The sequence below is a fragment of the Caulobacter sp. GSs2 genome (genome assembly GCF_058680895.1).
The window spans coordinates 3,088,415-3,104,890 of record NZ_CM178725.1; the positions used below are offsets into that span (position 1 = coordinate 3,088,415).

Below are 16,476 nucleotides of genomic sequence, written 5' to 3' on the forward strand. Positions count from 1 at the left end.
ATCTTTGGCTTTAGGCTGAGGCCGATTGCTCACTGTGTTCCGCCGCAACGCTCTGGCGTCGCATGCGGCGCGCCAGGTCGCTGAGCAGGAAGTTGGGGATGTCGCCGACCGGCATGGGGCGTCCGAACAGGAAGCCCTGGAAATGGTCGCAGTGCATTTCCCCCAGCATCCGCGCCTGGTCGGCCGTTTCCACACCCTCGGCCGTGACCTGCAGCTTCAGGGTCTGGCCCAGCAGGGTGATGGTGCGGACGATGTCGCTGATGGCGGTGTTCTCGCCCATCTCGGCCACGAACGAGCGGTCCAGCTTGATCTTGTCGAACGGGAACCGCCACAGATAGGCCAGGCTGGAATAGCCGGTGCCGAAGTCGTCCATGGCGATCTTCACGCCCAGGGTCTTCAGCGCCGCCAGCTGTTCCAGGGTTCGGGCCGTGTCGTTGAGCAGCAGGCCCTCGGTGATTTCCAGCTCAAGCCGTGACGGATCCAGGCCCGAGTCGCTGAGCGCACGCGCCACCTGGCCGACCAGGTCGCCCGAAGCGAACTGGTTTGGCGACAGGTTGACGGCCACGGTCAGGGGCGCGGGCCATGAGGCGGCCTGCCTGCAGGCTTCGTTGAGCACCCACTCGCCGATCTTGCCGATCAGGCCCCACTGCTCGGCGCACGCGATGAAGTCATTGGGCGGAACCAGGCCGCGACGCGGATGCTCCCAGCGGAGCAGCGCCTCAAAGCCGGTGATATCGTGCTCGCGACAGCCGATCAGCGGCTGGAAAAAGACCCTCAGCTCGTCATTCTTCAGCGCGGCGCGCAGATCCATCTCCAGCGCCCGCCGCTCCTGGGCCCCGACATCCATCGACAGCTCAAAGAACCGATAGGCCCCGCGACCGTCGCCCTTGGCGCGGTACAGGGCCAGGTCGGCGTTCTTCAGCAGGCTGTCGGGATCGGCCGCATCGACCGGGGCGATGGCGATGCCGATGCTGGCGCCGATCAGGACATTGTGGCCCTTGATGTCATAGGGCTGGGACAGGGTCTCGACGATGGCGCGCGCCAGCTCGCCCAGGGCTTCGGGCGCCGGGGCCGGGGCGACGACCACGGCAAATTCGTCGCCGCCGAGGCGGGCCACGAAGCCGGCCTCGCCGACGCACTGGCGCAGGCGCTCGGCGACCTCGATCAGCAGGGCGTCGCCCACCGGGTGGCCCAGGCTGTCATTGACGCCCTTGAAATAGTCCAGGTCCAGGCACAGTACGGCGCAGCCGCCGACGGCGTCATCGGCCTGGGCATGGTCGGTCCAGGCCTTGCTCAGGGCCTGCAGGAACGACAGGCGGTTGGGCAGCTGGGTCAGGACGTCGAAATGGGCCAGGCGCGAGATGCGCGCCTGGGCCTCGCGGGCTGCGGTGACGTCGGCCCCGACGCCGCGGAATCCCATGAAGGCGCCGTCCTTGTCGTGGATCGGCTTGGCGCTCAGCGACCACCAGTGGGTCAGGGCGCCGACCTGTACCGGCACGACGATATCCCGGAAGGTCCTGTGTTCGGCCAGCAGCGCCGTCAGCGAGGCCACCGGGCCTGTCGGGCCTTCGACGGCGGGACCGCACAGGGCGGCCAGGGTCTGGCCCAGGAGCGCGCGCCGGTCGGTTCCGGCGGCTGCGGCCATGCGGTCGGACACGTAGCTGAGCGCGCCGTGTGCATCGATTTCCCAGAGCCAGTCGCTGGCGCCTTCCTCAAAGTCGCTGAGCAGCAGGCTGACGACCTGTTTCTGGCGTTCCAGCTCCTCGCCGGCCACCAGGCGTTCGGCGAACACCTTGGCGTGCGACAGGCACGAGAGGCTGACCACCAGGTAGCAAAAGATCAGGAGGCCGCCCAAGGCCAGCAGGATCGGGTCGCCGCTGCGCGCCAGGACATACAGCGAGCCGATCACCATCGGGGTTGAATAGGCGATCGCGGCGGGCGGAAAGGCCAGCATGGCAAATCCGCCACAGCCGACCATGCCGGCGATCACCGAGACGATCATCATGCGCATCTGCACGCTGGCGGCGTCGCCATCCATGGCCAGGATGGGCAGGGCGCCCCACAGGCAGCCCAGCAAACCCGCCTGGGTCGCGATACGGCGCAGGCCGCGCGCAGACACGGTGGACTTGCCGCCCTTGCTGCGCTGGGCGGCCAGCCAGCCGCGCAGGCCCAGCAGGCCATAGCTGATCACCATGGCCGACCAGATGATCAGGCCGGTCCGATGCGGACCGGTCAGGCCGGCCAGGCAGACCAGCATGGCGATGACGATGTTGGCGCCCATCATGATGGGCGTCAGGCGCAGGATGCTGGCCAGTTGCTCCATGCGCACACGCCCGGCCATTTCCTCGGGCACGACGGGCAGCATGGGGGACAGCAGGGGGGCCAAACGCCCCGCAATGATCGAGATGGCGGCGGCCTTGCCCACGGCGCGGTCCTGAGTTCCCCGGGACGAAGAGGCCCCGCCGGCGACCTTCGACGGTTTTGGTGAACCAGGCGTTAAGCCGTTGTCGCCGCGCACGCTCTGCGTGTTCGGCGCGACGGTTTGGCGCGGGGCTCAGCCAGAAAAAAGGCCGCCGACCCGAGAGGGGCGGCGGCCTTTGTCAGATCAGGACTTGAGGTCCTATTCTTCCTTGACGCGACGCTTGCGGAACGACGGGTTCAGGGTCTGCTTGCGCAGGCGGATGTTCTTGGGCGTCACTTCGACCAGCTCGTCTTCCTCGATATAGGCGATGGCCTGCTCGAGGGTCATGCGGCGCGGCGGGGTCAGGCGAACGGCTTCATCCTTGCCCGAGGCGCGGATGTTGTTCAGCTGCTTGGCCTTCATCGGGTTGACGTCGAGGTCGTCCTGACGGGCGTTCTCGCCGATGATCATGCCCTGGTAGGTCTTTTCGCCGGCGCCGACGAACATCGTGCCGCGATCTTCCAGGTTCCACAGCGCGAAGGCGGCGGTTTCGCCTTCCGAGTTCGAAACCAGCACGCCCTTGCGCTGGCTGTCGATGGCGCCCTTGTAGGGCTCGTAGTGGCTGAACACGCGGTTCAGCACGCCCGAACCGCGCGTATCGGTCAGGAACTCGCCCTGATAACCGATCAGCGAGCGCGACGGGGCCACCAGTTGCAGGCGGGTCTTGCCGGCGCCCGACGGACCCATGTCCTTCAGCTCGGCCTTACGCATCGACAGCTTCTCGATGACGATGCCCGAGAACTCGTCGTCGACGTCGATCATGACGTCTTCGATCGGCTCAAGGCGCTTGCCGGTTTCCGGATCGGTCTGGAACACGACGCGCGGACGGCTGATCGACACTTCGAAGCCTTCGCGGCGCATGCCTTCGATCAGCACGCCCAGCTGCAGTTCGCCGCGACCGGCGACTTCATAGGCGTCGCCTTCGGCCGTTTCGCTGACCTTGATGGCCACGTTGGATTCGGCTTCGCGCAGCAGACGGTCACGAATGACGCGGCTCTGGACCTTGTCGCCTTCCTTGCCCGCCAGCGGGCTGTCGTTGACCGAGACGGTCATCGAGATGGTGGGCGGATCGATCGGCTGGGCGGGCAGGGCCTCGGTGACTTCCATGGCGCACAGGGTGTCGGCCACGGTCGCCTTGGACAGGCCCGCGATGGCGACGATGTCGCCGGCTTCGGCTTCGTCAACCGGCTGGCGCTTCAGGCCGCGGAAGGCCAGCACCTTGGTGATGCGGCCGCGCTCGATTTCCTTGCCGTCCAGCGACAGGGCGTGGATCGACATGCCGGGGACGGCCTTGCCCGAGGTGATGCGGCCGGTCAGCAGGCGACCCAGGAAGGGGTCGTTTTCGATCAGGACCGACAGGATCTGGAACGGCTTGTCGACGTTCTCGACGACCTTGGGCTCGGGCACGTGGCGCACGATCAGGTCGAACAGGGGAGCCAGGGTGCTGTTGGGCTGGTTCATGTCCAGCGTCGCCCAGCCGTTCTTGCCCGACGCATAGATGTGCGGGAAGTCGAGTTGCTCGTCCGTGGCGCCCATGGTGGCGAACAGGTCGAACACGTCATTGAGGATCCGGTCCGGATCGGCGTGCGGACGGTCGACCTTGTTGAGGCAGAGGATCGGACGCAGGCCCATCTTCAGGGCCTTGCCCAGGACGAACTTGGTCTGCGGCATGACGCCTTCTTCGGCGTCGACCAGAATGACGCAGCCGTCGACCATGCCCAGGATGCGTTCGACTTCGCCGCCGAAGTCGGCGTGGCCGGGGGTGTCGATGATGTTGATGCGGGTTTCGCCCGCTTCGCCGTGCCACAGGACGCTGGTGCACTTGGCCAGGATGGTGATCCCGCGCTCGCGCTCCTGGTCATTGGAGTCCATGGCGCGCTCGGTCGTGGCTTCGTTCGCGCGGAAGATGCCGGACTGGGCCAGGAGCTGATCGACGAGGGTGGTCTTGCCATGATCGACGTGCGCGATGATGGCGATGTTTCGCATGGACATGGAGAAGGCGAACTTTCGGGGAAGAGACGGGAGATGACGCTGCGCGCATCAGGCGCGCGGCTTTTACGCGACTGCGCTGCGTTTATCCACCCCACCTGTTGAGAAAGGAGATTCGACGGAAACCGGTGTCATCCCGAAAGCCTTGATTTTGCGGGGTTTGAGAGCCCTTCGCAGGCGCAGTTGTTTCACTGGCAACCAATTGTGCACTGCAGCATGCGGGAAAAATGGGCGCTATTGGGCGACCGGCGTTACATAACCCTTGTCCTGCATGGGTTTTTCTTCAAACCCCTTCAGCAAAATCGACATTAAAGTCCACTTTTCCGCTTGCCCAATTTCGCACCGCACCCTATAAACGACCTGTGAGGCGGCCTTGTCGCCTCTGCCCTTCCTGGGCGTTTCCTCCCTAATGAACTGCCCGGCTCTCGAGCCGGGCTTTTTTTTTGGTCTGGACGCTGAAAGCGGCCACAAGGCCATCAATCCGGCTCCGGCCGGTGCTGCTGCGGTGATCCAGCGGCCGATCGGATCGGCGCAACAGAGCGATCCTGAGCCTTAACGCAGGCTGGAAACATCCAGATCCGCCAGGGCGCGGGTCAGGCGATCGGCGTCGGCGGCCAGCTTGATCAGCCCCTGGGTCGGCTCGCGCGTCGACTCGTTCATATAGAGCGCGCGGTTGATCTCGATCTGCAGGGCGTGAGTACGCCGCGCCGGCCGGCCATAGTGCTCTGTGGTGTAGCCGCCGGCATAGGGCGCGTTGCGGGCCACGCGATAGCCCATCGATTCCAGCTCTCGCTCGACCAGTGCGGTGAGTTTGGGCGAGCAGGCGGCGCCGAACCGGTCGCCCAGCACGATATCGCAAGACCCCCCGCCCCGCGCCCTCTGGCCCCGGGCCGCCGCCGCCGGCATCGAATGCCAGTCCACCAGAACCGCGCAGCCATGAGTCGCCCGCGCCGAGGCCAGCAGACGGTCCAGCGCGTCGTGATAGGGGCGGTGGGCCAGCTCGACGCGGGCCTGGGCCTCGGCGAAGGTCAGCTTTCGGGCATAGATGGGACGTCCTTCGCCGGCGACCCTGGCGATGGCCCCCAGGCCGGCGACCACCCGCGCCGAGCGGCTCCGGGCATAGTCGGGCAGTTCGTCCTCGAACATCGCCGGGTCCAGCTCCCACGGCTCGCGATTGAGATCGATATAGGCCCGGGCCAGTCGCGCCTGGATCACCGCTGCGCCCAGCGAGGGCGCGCCGGCGATGATCTGGTCGACGAAGGCGTCTTCCGAGCCCCGGATCGCCTCGGCGTCCAGCCGCGCGGCGGCCATCATGTCGGCGGGATAGATGCTGCCTGAGTGGGGCGAGGCGAAGACCAGGGCCGTGGGCGGCGGCGCGGGTTCGGGCGCGGCGCGCAGAACCTCATGGGCCGGGCCGGCGAGGGGAGCCACGGAAGACGCGGCGGCTGTCGCCGGCGGCTTCCTCGTCGCGTTAGGCTCCCAAGCGCTCATGGGTCATAGTCGCAAGGCTGGCCGGGCGCGGTCAAACACCTTTGGCCACCCCACCGGGAAAAGTCGGGCGGTCCTGTCGAACAGTCGCCGGGTTCATCCCCGATTTACAGTCAGCGCGTTACAGTGCCCCCCCAAAGCCGACGATCTGCGGAAAAAGACCAACATGGCTCGCATCCTTCTCGCCGAAGACGACGACTCGCTCCGGGGTTTCCTGGCCCGGGCGCTTGAGCGCGCCGGATTCGAGGTTCAGGCCTGCGCCGATGGCGAGGAGGCTGTTCAGCATCTCGATCATCCGTGGGACCTGCTGCTGACCGATATCGTCATGCCCGGCATGGACGGCATCGAGGTGGCCCGCCAGGCCGCAGCCCGCGACCCGGCCCTGCGCATCATGTTCATCACCGGTTTCGCCGCCGTGGCCCTGTCGGCGCAAGACCGCGCGCCCGCCGGCGCCAAGGTGCTGTCCAAGCCTGTCCACCTCCGCGACCTGGTCGCCGAGGTCGAAAAGATGATGGCCGCCTGAGTTTTTCCGCCCCGCCCGATAATTTAAATCTGGCGGCTTGCGCGACGCGAAAGCCGCCGCTATACCCCGTCACCTTCCCGCCCGGGACACTTTTACAGTGCTTCAGGGTCGCTTTGGCGGATGCGTAGCTCAGCGGGAGAGCACCTCGTTGACATCGAGGGGGTCACAGGTTCAATCCCTGTCGCGTCCACCATTCCCTTCCTAAATTCCTTCCTTCGTCACACCTCAGCTTGAGGCGTTCCAGTCGACGCGTTTGAACTGGGCAGCGGCCTCCGCTCGCTCCGCTCCGCGTTGATGTTCCGGGGGCGGATGCTTCGGTTTCTCGAAATGTGGCCATTAGGACACATACGAAATCCCCGCTGCTGCGTTTGTCCTGTCGGGTCCGCCTCCGGGTCGGCCCCATGACAATTCCAGCGAGGGTGCAAACCATGAGATTCCAATTGTTGGCCGGCGTCGCGGTGGTCGCGCTTTGCGCCGCCACGAGCGCGTCAGCCCAAAGCGCGACGAGCGGTTGGTACGTTGCCGGCGACGCCGGCTACCACATGCCGAACGACGTCAAGGCGACGTCGTCCAAGGGTTACAACTGGGACTTCTCCCAGAAGGAAGACTGGGCGGCCTTTGGTCGTCTGGGCTACAAGTTCACCCCCAACTGGCGCGTTGAAGCCGAGTACGGCTATCGCGGCGCCGATATCGACGGCGTTCGTGGTTCGGGACTTTCCGGCGCTCAGCCGATCGGTCTCTGCACCGCCGGCCCGATCCGTACCGCCGCCTCGCCCAAGTGCGGTGAGCCGAACGGCGAGATGAAGGCCACCACCCTGATGGCCAATGTCATCTATGACTTCATGCCGGAGTCGAGCCTCCATCCGTTCATCGGCGCCGGCGCCGGTGCGGCCTGGGTGCACAACAAGGTCTATGGTCAGCTGAGCGGCGTTCCGGCCGGCGGCGCGCCGTTCCAGAATGTCAGCTTCGACGACGTTGATCAGGCCTTCGCCTATCAGGGTCTGCTGGGCCTGGCCTGGGACTTCGCCCCCAACTGGAGCATGGACCTGACCGGCCGCTATCTGGCCACCAAGGACCTCAAGTGGGGTCAGGTGACGCAGAACGCCGGTCCGGGCGTCGGTTCGATCACCGACACGGGCATCTATGAAGGCAAGTACAAGGACACCTCGGTGACCTTGGGCGTGCGCTACACCTTCGGCGCCCCGCCGGCCCCGCCGGCTCCTCCGCCCCCGCCCCCGATGGCTCCCCCGGCTCCCCCGCCCGAGCCGCCGGCTCCTCCGCCCCCGCCGCCGGCTCCGGTCTATGAAGCCCGCGAGTTCATGGTCTACTTCCCGTTCGATCAGTACGTGCTGACGCCGGAAGCCCAGGCTGTGGTCCAGCAGGCGGCTGACTATGCCCGGAACGGTTCGGCCACCAAGCTGACGATCACCGGTCACACCGATACGTCGGGTTCGGATCGCTACAACGCCCGTCTGTCGGAACGCCGCGCCAAGGCCGTCGCTGATGGCCTGGTGGGTCTGGGCGTCGTCGCCACGACCCTGGCTGTCGACTGGAAGGGCGAAAGCGCTCCGGCCGTCGCCACCGGTGATGGTGTGAAGGAACCTCTGAACCGTCGTTCGACGATCTCGATCAACTTCTAGGTTCGACGTCAGACAACAGGATGGGGGCTCGACCGAAAGGTCGGGCCCTTTTTCTTTGGCGGCAGACCCAAACGAAAGACGCTCCCGATGGGGCGTCGGGAGCGTCGCCGTCGGCAGCCTGGAGGGCTAACAAGCCGCCGGCATGGGCCAACTGGGGGGAGTCGGCCGCATGTCCTGGGGCGCCGCTTCAGAGGCGGACGCCCTTCATCAGCACGAACTGGGCCGACAAAAGCTCGATCACGCAGACCCAAGGGTCCAATTCCGAGCTCCACTATAGGCAGGCTCTCGCCACGGGCGAGTCAAAACGCTCCGGTTCGACCAACCGCGACAATTCGCGCGGGAGGGGCGATGGCGCGCCGATTGCCGCAGCCACAATATGCTCGGCCAGCAAGGGGGCCAGACAGAACCCTCGCGCGCCCAGGCCGCCCAGGACGAACAGTCCGTCGGACAAGCGACCCGCCAGCGGCAGGTGGTCGGCTGTGGTCACGCGCGTTGCGGCGCGTCCCGACAGCGGCGCCCCATCCAGCTGGGCCGCCAGCGCCGGCAGGCCCTTGGCCAGGGTCTCCAGATTGCGCAGGTGATCCTCGGGCCGCTCGTCTGTGTCCAGCACGTCGCGGTCATGGGTGGCCCCGAACAGCACGCCCTCTCGGGTGGGTATGGCATAGCCGCCGAACGCCGCCGGAGCCCGGCTGTAGCCTTCGGCCAGGGGCGTCCAGCTGGCCTGGCCGCGCACGGGGCGATGGCTCAGGTCGGGCAAAAGGCCGCCCAGCCCGGCGCCCGCCGCGACCACGACCAGGTCGGCGCGCAGAATCTCGGCCCCCTCGGCGTCCAGCAGGCGCCAGCCGTCGGCGTCGCGAACCACGGTCTGCACCCGCGCGGCGAGGGTCTGGCCCCGCCAGGCGTCCAGGATCACGCGCGGTTCGACTACAAGCGCCTTTGCCATGGCCAGGGCGGCGCCGGCGGGCTCGCCCAGAGGCTCGGACGCCGAGGCCAGCAGGGTCATTGATTCAGGCTCGAAGATCTCCTGCCCCGCGATCACGGCGAAGCGGTCGGCGACCTGCCGGGTCTGGGCCAGTTGCAGCACGCCGCGCGCGATCACCGCGCCGGGCAGCTCTTCATACAGCTGGACCGCGCGGGCGAAGGCCTGGGCGGGCAGGGCGGCGCGCGGGCCGCCGCCGGCGTCGAGAGCGGGGGTGACGAGGGCGGCGGGGTTGCCCGAGGCCGGCGCTTGGCCGGCGTCGACGATCGTGGGAACCAGGCCTTGCGATGCGGCGGCGCGGGCCAGGGCGGCGGCGGCGATCCCGCCGCCGATGATCGCCAGGCTGGCGGGGCGGGGCGGGGCGGGCGGCTCGCCCGGCAGCCAGGCTTCCAGCCGATCCTTCTTGCGGCCAAAGCCGGGGCGCTTGGCGATTTCGAAGCCGGCCGCCTGCAGGCCGCGCCGCACCGCGCCGGCCACGGTGAAGGTGGCGGCCCGCGCGCCGGGGGCCGAGCGGGCGGCGACGGCGGCCAGGATGTCTTCGCTCCACATCGCCGGATTGAGGGCCGGCGAAAAGCCGTCCAGGAACCAGGCGTCGGCGGCGCCGTCCCAGCTGTCCAGCGCCTGGCGCACGTCCATGACCGCCAGATCCAGGGTGGCGCGGAAGCCCGGCAGGTCCACGCGGTGAAAGCCCCGCGCCTGGCCCGGCCAGTGGTCGAGCAGGACCTGGGCGGCCTCGCCCAGCTCGGGCCACACGGCCAGGGCGCGGGCGGCGTCTTCGCGCGAGATCGGATGGGCCTCAATCGAGAAGATGTGCAGCTGCGCCTGGGCAGGGGCTTCACGCCGCCACAGATCCAGCAGGGCGGCGATGTTGAGGCCCGTGCCAAAGCCCAGCTCGCCGACGACCAGCCGGTCACGCCCCGCGAAGCTTTCCGGCATGCCGCAGCCGGTCAGGAACACGGCCCGGGTCTCGGCCAGACCATCGGCGCTGGAGAAATAGACATCGCCATAGAGCCGCGAGCGCGGCAGACCGTCGTCGTTCCAGACGAGGGGCGAGGCGTCTTGCGGGGCGGGGTCGATCATGGCGCGTTAGAGCCGCCCCGGCCGTGAGCCTGTCAAGACGCCCACGAAAAAGGGGCCGCCCGGTCAGGCGGCCCCTTCGATCGGCAGGCTCAAAAAGTCGCTTAGTGGGCGGCCTTTTTCTCTTCAGGCGCATGGGCCGGCTGGGCCGGTTCCTTGGCGGCGGAGGCCGGGGCCTCGGCGGCGGTCGCGCCCGTGGCGGCGACCGTGTCATCCTCGGTCATCGGCGCGGCGGCGGCGTCGGCGGCGGCCTTGTTGGCGTCGGCGGCGGCCTGTTCCTTGGCGGTGGCGGCGTCGGTCACCGTGCTGGCGCCGGCAGCGGCGGCTTCGGCGGCGGCGGTCGAGGCCTCGCTGCCCTCCTCCTTCTTGCCGCAGGCGGCGAGCGAGAGGGCCGATGCGGCCACGCTGGCGATCAGGAGCGTGCGAAGAACGGTGGTGCTCATGGGAAATCCCTTGCGGCTGTTGGTCTGTCGGATCGCGCGCGCTTTCGCGCTAGGTCTGTCCATCGAAGGGAATACCGGTTCGAACGGGCGCGCAAGCGTGACTTCACGCGACCGTGATTACTTCGATGACAGACTCGATGCGTCCGATCAGGCTTCGTTGGGGATCTGCGACAGGGCCTCTTCCAGCTCCAGGAAGCTGGGCTGGGCGGTGCTGGGCACGTTGCCGCGGCCGATTTCGACCGAGATCTGGGCGGCGTTGCCGTGCAGGTGGGCGACCAGGACGGCCTGGATGATCTTGTAGAAGGCGTGATCCTCGTCGATCACCGCGCCCAGGCGGGTGGCCATCGGACCGACCAGGCCATAGGCCATGAACACGCCCATGAAGGTGCCGACCAGCGCGCCGCCGATCATGCCGCCCAGAACGGCCGGCGGCTCGGTGATCGAGCCCATGGTCTTGATGACCCCCAGAACGGCGGCGACAATGCCCAGGGCGGGCAGGCCGTCCGACAGATTGGTCAGGGCGTGGGCCGGGCCGTGGGCCTCGTGATGGTGCTTTTCGAGCTGCTTCTCCATCGCGTCCTCGACCTGGTGGGGATCTTCCAGGTTCATGGTCATCATCCGCAGGGTGTCGCAGATGAAGTCGACGGCGAAGTGGTCCTTGGCGATCTTGGGATAGCGCGAGAAGATCGAGCTTTCGTGCGGCTTTTCGATGTGGCTTTCCAGGGCGATCACGCCCTTGGACTTCATCGTCTTGGTCAGCAGGAACAGCAGGGCCAGAAGGTCGCGATAGTCGGAGGCTTTCCACTTGGGGCCGCCGAAGATCTTGCCGAACGCGGGGCCGGTGCCCTTGATGACCGTAATCGAGTTGGCGATCAGGTAGGCGGCGACGCCGGCCCCGCCGATGGCCATCAGTTCGTGCGGGGCTGCGTGAAGGATCACGTCCATCTTGCCGCCAGCCATAAGGTAGCTGCCGAACACCATGGCGAAGAGCAGGACGATGCCGATGACCTGGAACATGACGGAAGACCGACCCCGAGATTTGATGCGGCATCATCGCGGTTAATGATTAAGCCAAGGTTCCTGAGCGCACACCCGCTGCGAGTTGCACCGCGACGGTCGGCGGCCTAACAGTCGTTCGATGTCTACCGCCGAACAAGAAACCCGAAGCAACCGGGGCGCTTTCGCGATCCTCTTCGGCGTGTCCGTGGTCTCGGCCATGGGCAACAGCGGCATGTGGTCGGTGTTGCCGGCCATCGGGCGGGAGATCGGCATACCCGACGTGCTGGTGGCGGCGATCTTCTCGCTGTCGGCCGTCCTGTGGGCGATCAGCTCGCCGTTCTGGGCCCGGCAGTCGGACCTGCATGGCCGCAAGCCCCTGATCCTGCTGGGTCTGGTCGGCTTTAGCGTGTCCATGACCCTGTGCGCCATCGTGGTCAGCGCCGGCCTGCATCACATGGTCGCGCCCATGGTGATCTTTGTTCTGTTCCTGATGGCGCGGGCCTTGTTTGGTCTGTTCGGCTCGGCGTCCAATCCCGCCACCCAGGCCTATATGGCTGAGCGCACCAGTCGCGAGGAGCGCACCCAGAGCATGGCCACGCTGGCCGGGGCCTTTGGCCTGGGCACGGTGGTCGGGCCGCTGCTGGCGCCGCTGTTCGTCCTGCCGGTGGTAGGACTGGCGGGGCCGATGTTCGCCTTCGCCATCCTGGCCGGGATCATGGTCGTCGTCGTCCAGCGCGGTCTGCCCGAAACCTTCAAGCCTGGTCACGGCGAAGCGCCGCCGCGCAGGGGCTTTGGCCTTTCATTCAAGGGCGAGGGGGCGGCCCTGTGGAAGGATCCGCGCCTCAAGCCCTTCCTGATCTATGGCTTCCTGGTCGCCTCGTGTCAGACCGCCCAGTCCCAGACCCTGGGCTTCCTGATCATCGACAAGCTGCAACTGCCGCCCATGCAGGCCCAGGGCTATATCACCCTGGCCATGGCGGCCGGGGCGGTCGCCGGACTGCTGGCTCAATGGGGCCTGATCCGGATGTTCGCCATGCGGCCGCGCGACCTGATGCGCTGGGGCGTGGCGGCGGCGGCGGTGGGCAATGTGATTGTGGCTTTCGCGCCGGACTACGCCGCCGTGGCCATCGGGTTCGCCATCGCCAATCTGGGCTACGGTTTCGCCCGCCCAGGCTTTACGGCCGGCGCCTCGCTGTCGGTGGGCGCCAAGGACCAGGCCGGCGCCGCCGGGGCGATCGCCGCGATCAACGGCCTCAACGTCGTGTTCGGTCCGCTGTTTGTGATGCTGTACCGCTGGATCGGCTGGGGCCCGTTCGTGCTGAACGCCGTGATCCTGCTGGGCCTGCTGGTCTATGCCCTGCGCCAAGCGGCCTTGCGCAAGGTCAGCGACGCCGATCCGCAGGAAGAGGCCACCCTGGCCAGCCTGGAACGCAGCGACGAAGGCAGCTGAAGCCTTTTTGAGCGAAGTGGGTTCCGGTTCGCGTGAAGAAAATGCGTCAAAACAACAGTCTAGCTGGCCAGCCGCCGCAAGGCCACGCCATCGCGCAGTACGATGTGGCGCGTGGTCGGGATGGCGATGACGCCATCGCCCTGCAACTGGGTCAGGGTGCGCGACACCGTCTCGATGGTCAGGCCCAGATAGTCGGCCATGTCCTGACGCGACATCGGGATGTCCAGCTCATCACCGCCGGTGCGATCGGCCAGATCGACCAGCAGGCCGACCACCCGTTCGCGCGCTGACTTGCGGCCCAGCATCAAGACGTGGTCCTGACTGCGTTGCAGGCCCTCGACGGTCAGGCGAAACAGCACCCGGGCCACCTCAGGCCGCTGCGCGGCCAGCTGGCTGAGCGCGCCGCGCCGCACCATCCGCACCGTGGTTTCGGTCATGGCCTCGGCGGCTACCCGATGCAGGTCGCCGGCCTCGAGGCCGAAATAGTCGCCGGCGAAGTGGAACTCGTCGATCTGCCGCCGTCCATCGCGCAGGGTCCGGCAGGTGCGAACCGAGCCGGAAATGACCTGATAGACATGGTCTGCCGTCTCGCCCTCGCCGAAGATCTCCTCGTCGCGCGCATGGCGAAGGCAGGGGCCGGTGAAGCCGAACGGGGCGGAGGTCGGAGCCGGGGTTGTGGACTGGGGAAGCGGAGAGAGCATGTGGCGGTCCCTTGTTGGGTGTCGTTCTGGAACGCGCGAGACGCAGGGTAAATTCGGGTGCGACGCCTAAGGGACGCTACTTAAGCGCGCCTGCGGAGCGTCTCGGGGCCCAGCTTGAGCTCGATCAAGGCAAAGCCCGAGCGGGCGTGCGCCTATGGCGTCATGTGCGGTGTTTCCAACGCCCTGGATGGCGAGCGCGCCCGGCGCCCCCTGATTGTGGTTCTCGATGAAGACGAGGCCCTGCGAGAGGCCCTGCGCTTTTCACTGGAGACCGAGGGCTATCGGGTCAGCGTCTTTGGCGCGGCCCAGGCGCTGCTGGCCTGCTGGAGCCGTCTGGACGCCGCCTGTTTCGTGCTGGACGAGCCGGCCTGCGATGCGCGCCTGCGCGACCTGGTGCTCCGGCGACGCCCGCCGGTGGTCCTGATGTCGGGGGGGCAGACGCGCCGCCAGCCGGCCTGGGCCAAGGTCCGGGTCGTGGAAAAGCCGCTGATGACCGACGCGCTCAGCCAGCAGATCGCGGCGGCGCTTGCGGTAGACTAACCCCGAACCGCCAGTGTCATCCGCACCAGGGCGGCCAGGTTGTCGGCGTGCATCTTGGTCATCAGCTTGGCGCGATAGATCTCGACGGTGCGGGGACTGATCCCCAGCTCACGGGCGATGACCTTGTTGGGATGGCCGGCGACGACGCCGTCCAGCACCTGACGTTCGCGCTCCGACAGGGTTTCCAGCCGATGCAGGATCTCGGCTTGGTCGTCCGACATGGACGGCGATTCCAGGGCGTTCATGGCCCGCTTCAGGGCGTCCAGGATGCGGCTTTCCGAGAACGGCTTTTCGATGAAGTCGACCACGCCCGACCGCATGGCCTCGACCGCCATGGGGATGTCGCCGTGGCCGGTGATCATGATCACCGGCATGCGCGCATTCAGCGCCGCCAGCCGGGCGACCAGCTCCTGACCGCTCATTTCGGGCATGCGCACGTCGGTGATCACGCAGCCGGGCCGGGCGGTGGGCAGGGCGTCCAGGAAGGCCGGCGCGCTGGCATAGGCGACCACCTGGAAGTCGGCGGACTCCAGCAGGAAGGCCAGGGACTCCCGGGCGCTTTCATCGTCATCGACCACGTAGACAGTGGCTTCAATCATGGGGGGCGTCAGTCATGGATGTCGTCCTCCTGGTCGGCCGGTGGCAGGGTGAAGCGGAAGATGGTTCCGCCGCCCGGATTGGGCTCGGCCCAGATCCGCCCGCCGTGCGCCTCAATGATCGAGCGCGAGATGGAAAGCCCAACGCCCATACCCTGTGGCTTGGTGGTCATGAAAGGCTGGAAAAGCTTTTCGCGCACCGCGTCGGTGATTCCGACGCCGCTGTCGGCGACGCTGACCCGGGCCCAGCCCTCCTCGGTCAGGTCGCTGGCGATGACCAGTTCGCGGCGCGGCAGGCTTTCCATAGCGTCGATGCCGTTGCGGATCAGGTTCAGCAGCACCTGCTGGATCTGCACCCGGTCGGCGAACACCTGATCGGCCTGGGCGTCCAGCGAAAGGCGCACATCGACCTGACGTTCCTTTTCGCCGATCAGGGCCAGGGCGCTGGCCTCCTCGACCAGCTTGGACAGGCTTTCGACCTCGCGTTCGCTGGCGCCGCGCCGCACGAAGTCGCGCATCTTGTGGATCACATCGCCGGCGCGCAGGGCCTGGGCGGCGGCGCGATCGATGGCGTCGCGCACCTTGGCCTGATCGGCGGGGCGGCCGCGATCCATCAGCCGGCGCGAACCGGTCAGCAGGTTGGCGATGGCCGATAGCGGCTGGTTCAGCTCGTGGGCCAGGGCCGAGGCCATCTCGCCCACCGCCGTCAGGCGCGAGACGTGGACCAGCTCGTTCTGCAGCTCCTGCAGGCGGGTCTCGGTCTGCTGGCGATCGGTCAGGTCGCGGATGAAGCCCGTGAACGAGGGGCGGGGACCCTTGGTCTCGCCGACCGCCAGTTCCATCGGAAAGGTCGAGCCATCCCTGCGCTCGCCCACCACCACGCGACCCACGCCGATGATCCGCTTCTCGCCGGTCTGGGTGTAGCGGTGCAGAAAGCCATTGTGGGCCTGACGGTGAGGGCCCGGCATCAGCAGGTTGACGTTCTGGCCGATGGCCTCGGCGGCCGTCCAGCCGAACAGGCGCTCGGCGGCCGGGCTGAACGAGGTCATCATCCCCTCACGGTCGATCACCACCACGGCGTCGGGGACGGTGTCGAGGATCGACTGCAGGTGGGCGTTGGTCGCCGCCGCCCGCCGCCGCGCCGCGTGGAACCAGCCGCCGCCGATGGCCATGCCCATGCCGACAATCAGGAAGATCACGCTGCTCAGCGCCCCGACCAGGGTCGGGGCGTCGTCCTGGGTCACCAGCCCGACCGCCACGCTGGCGCAGACCGTGGCGAACAGGCCGCAGATCAGTCCGCCCAGGGCCGCGCTGACCAGGACGGCGGGAATGAACAGCAGGAAGGACGAGGCCGCCGTGAACGCCTCGCCCAGCGACAGCCGCAGCACGAGGGTCGCCGCAATCGCCACGGCGGCCACGATATAGGGGCCGGGGCGAGGGTCGCTGAACAGGGGATAGGGGGTCGGCCGGACCGCCTTCATGTCGTGTCTCTGTCGCGCGGGAAGCGCCTTTGGTCCTTATAGCCGAGGGGCGGATCTTCGCGAGGCGTCATCGCCAGCCGGCCGCTCCGGGCCTTTGATCGAGGTCAAG

At 67.5% G+C, this 16,476-nt stretch carries 13 protein-coding genes and 1 tRNA gene; 5 read left to right on the top strand and 9 right to left on the bottom strand.

Annotation, left to right across the window (positions count from 1 at the left end; translation table 11 throughout):
• Positions 1–10: 10 nt before the first annotated feature.
• The 3 genes from ACW17Z_RS15030 to ACW17Z_RS15040 form a co-directional block, all read right to left on the bottom strand.
• Entirely contained in the window at positions 11–2,425 is a 2,415-nt protein-coding gene (locus ACW17Z_RS15030) for a putative bifunctional diguanylate cyclase/phosphodiesterase (RefSeq protein WP_492056585.1), read from the bottom strand.
• A 195-nt stretch (positions 2,426–2,620) separates the two neighbouring features.
• Entirely contained in the window at positions 2,621–4,453 is a 1,833-nt protein-coding gene (gene typA / locus ACW17Z_RS15035) for a translational GTPase TypA (RefSeq protein ID WP_419252467.1), read from the bottom strand.
• Between the two features lie 549 nt (positions 4,454–5,002).
• Entirely contained in the window at positions 5,003–5,941 is a 939-nt protein-coding gene (locus ACW17Z_RS15040) for an N-formylglutamate amidohydrolase (RefSeq protein WP_419318423.1), read from the bottom strand.
• Between the two features lie 163 nt (positions 5,942–6,104).
• Between ACW17Z_RS15040 and cpdR the strand changes: the two genes are divergently transcribed.
• From cpdR to ACW17Z_RS15055, 3 genes are all read left to right on the top strand, one after another.
• Positions 6,105–6,461 (top strand): cell cycle two-component system response regulator CpdR, encoded by a 357-nt coding sequence (gene cpdR / locus ACW17Z_RS15045; protein WP_062144046.1) that lies wholly within the window; start codon positions 6,105–6,107, stop codon positions 6,459–6,461.
• Between the two features lie 118 nt (positions 6,462–6,579).
• Positions 6,580–6,654 (top strand) — tRNA-Val (locus tag ACW17Z_RS15050).
• A gap of 235 nt (positions 6,655–6,889) precedes the next feature.
• A complete protein-coding gene (locus tag ACW17Z_RS15055) occupies positions 6,890–8,101 on the top strand; it encodes an OmpA family protein (RefSeq protein ID WP_492056586.1) in 1,212 nt (403 codons plus the stop codon).
• A 271-nt stretch (positions 8,102–8,372) separates the two neighbouring features.
• On the opposite strand, the gene mnmC2 is transcribed toward ACW17Z_RS15055, so the two are convergent.
• The 3 genes from mnmC2 to motA form a co-directional block, all read right to left on the bottom strand.
• Positions 8,373–10,160, bottom strand: coding sequence for a tRNA (5-methylaminomethyl-2-thiouridine)(34)-methyltransferase MnmC2 (gene mnmC2 / locus ACW17Z_RS15060; protein WP_492056587.1), 1,788 nt, complete (start codon positions 10,158–10,160; stop codon positions 8,373–8,375).
• 101 nt (positions 10,161–10,261) lie between these two features.
• The gene (locus ACW17Z_RS15065; RefSeq protein WP_492056588.1) at positions 10,262–10,600 is read right to left on the bottom strand and encodes a hypothetical protein; all 339 of its coding nucleotides are present in this window, start codon (positions 10,598–10,600) and stop codon (positions 10,262–10,264) included.
• A 147-nt stretch (positions 10,601–10,747) separates the two neighbouring features.
• Positions 10,748–11,617, bottom strand: coding sequence for a flagellar motor stator protein MotA (gene motA, locus ACW17Z_RS15070; protein WP_492056589.1), 870 nt, complete (start codon positions 11,615–11,617; stop codon positions 10,748–10,750).
• A 121-nt stretch (positions 11,618–11,738) separates the two neighbouring features.
• Between motA and ACW17Z_RS15075 the strand changes: the two genes are divergently transcribed.
• Positions 11,739–13,049 (top strand): MFS transporter, encoded by a 1,311-nt coding sequence (locus ACW17Z_RS15075; protein ID WP_419318383.1) that lies wholly within the window; start codon positions 11,739–11,741, stop codon positions 13,047–13,049.
• Between the two features lie 59 nt (positions 13,050–13,108).
• Here the strand turns inward: ACW17Z_RS15075 and fixK are convergent, their stop codons facing one another.
• Positions 13,109–13,750 (bottom strand): transcriptional regulator FixK, encoded by a 642-nt coding sequence (gene fixK, locus ACW17Z_RS15080; protein ID WP_492056590.1) that lies wholly within the window; start codon positions 13,748–13,750, stop codon positions 13,109–13,111.
• Between the two features lie 114 nt (positions 13,751–13,864).
• On the opposite strand from fixK, the gene ACW17Z_RS15085 reads away from it, so the two are divergent.
• Positions 13,865–14,290, top strand: a complete 426-nt coding sequence (locus ACW17Z_RS15085; RefSeq protein ID WP_419318379.1) for a nucleoside transporter — start codon at positions 13,865–13,867, stop codon at positions 14,288–14,290.
• On the opposite strand, the gene fixJ is transcribed toward ACW17Z_RS15085, so the two are convergent.
• Both fixJ and ACW17Z_RS15095 read right to left on the bottom strand, forming a co-directional pair.
• A complete protein-coding gene (fixJ, locus tag ACW17Z_RS15090; protein WP_419318377.1) occupies positions 14,287–14,889 on the bottom strand; it encodes a response regulator FixJ in 603 nt (200 codons plus the stop codon). The genes ACW17Z_RS15085 and fixJ overlap by 4 nt on opposite strands.
• 8 nt (positions 14,890–14,897) lie before the next feature.
• A complete protein-coding gene (locus ACW17Z_RS15095) occupies positions 14,898–16,367 on the bottom strand; it encodes a PAS domain S-box protein (RefSeq protein WP_419318375.1) in 1,470 nt (489 codons plus the stop codon).
• Between the last annotated feature and the right edge of the window lie 109 nt (positions 16,368–16,476).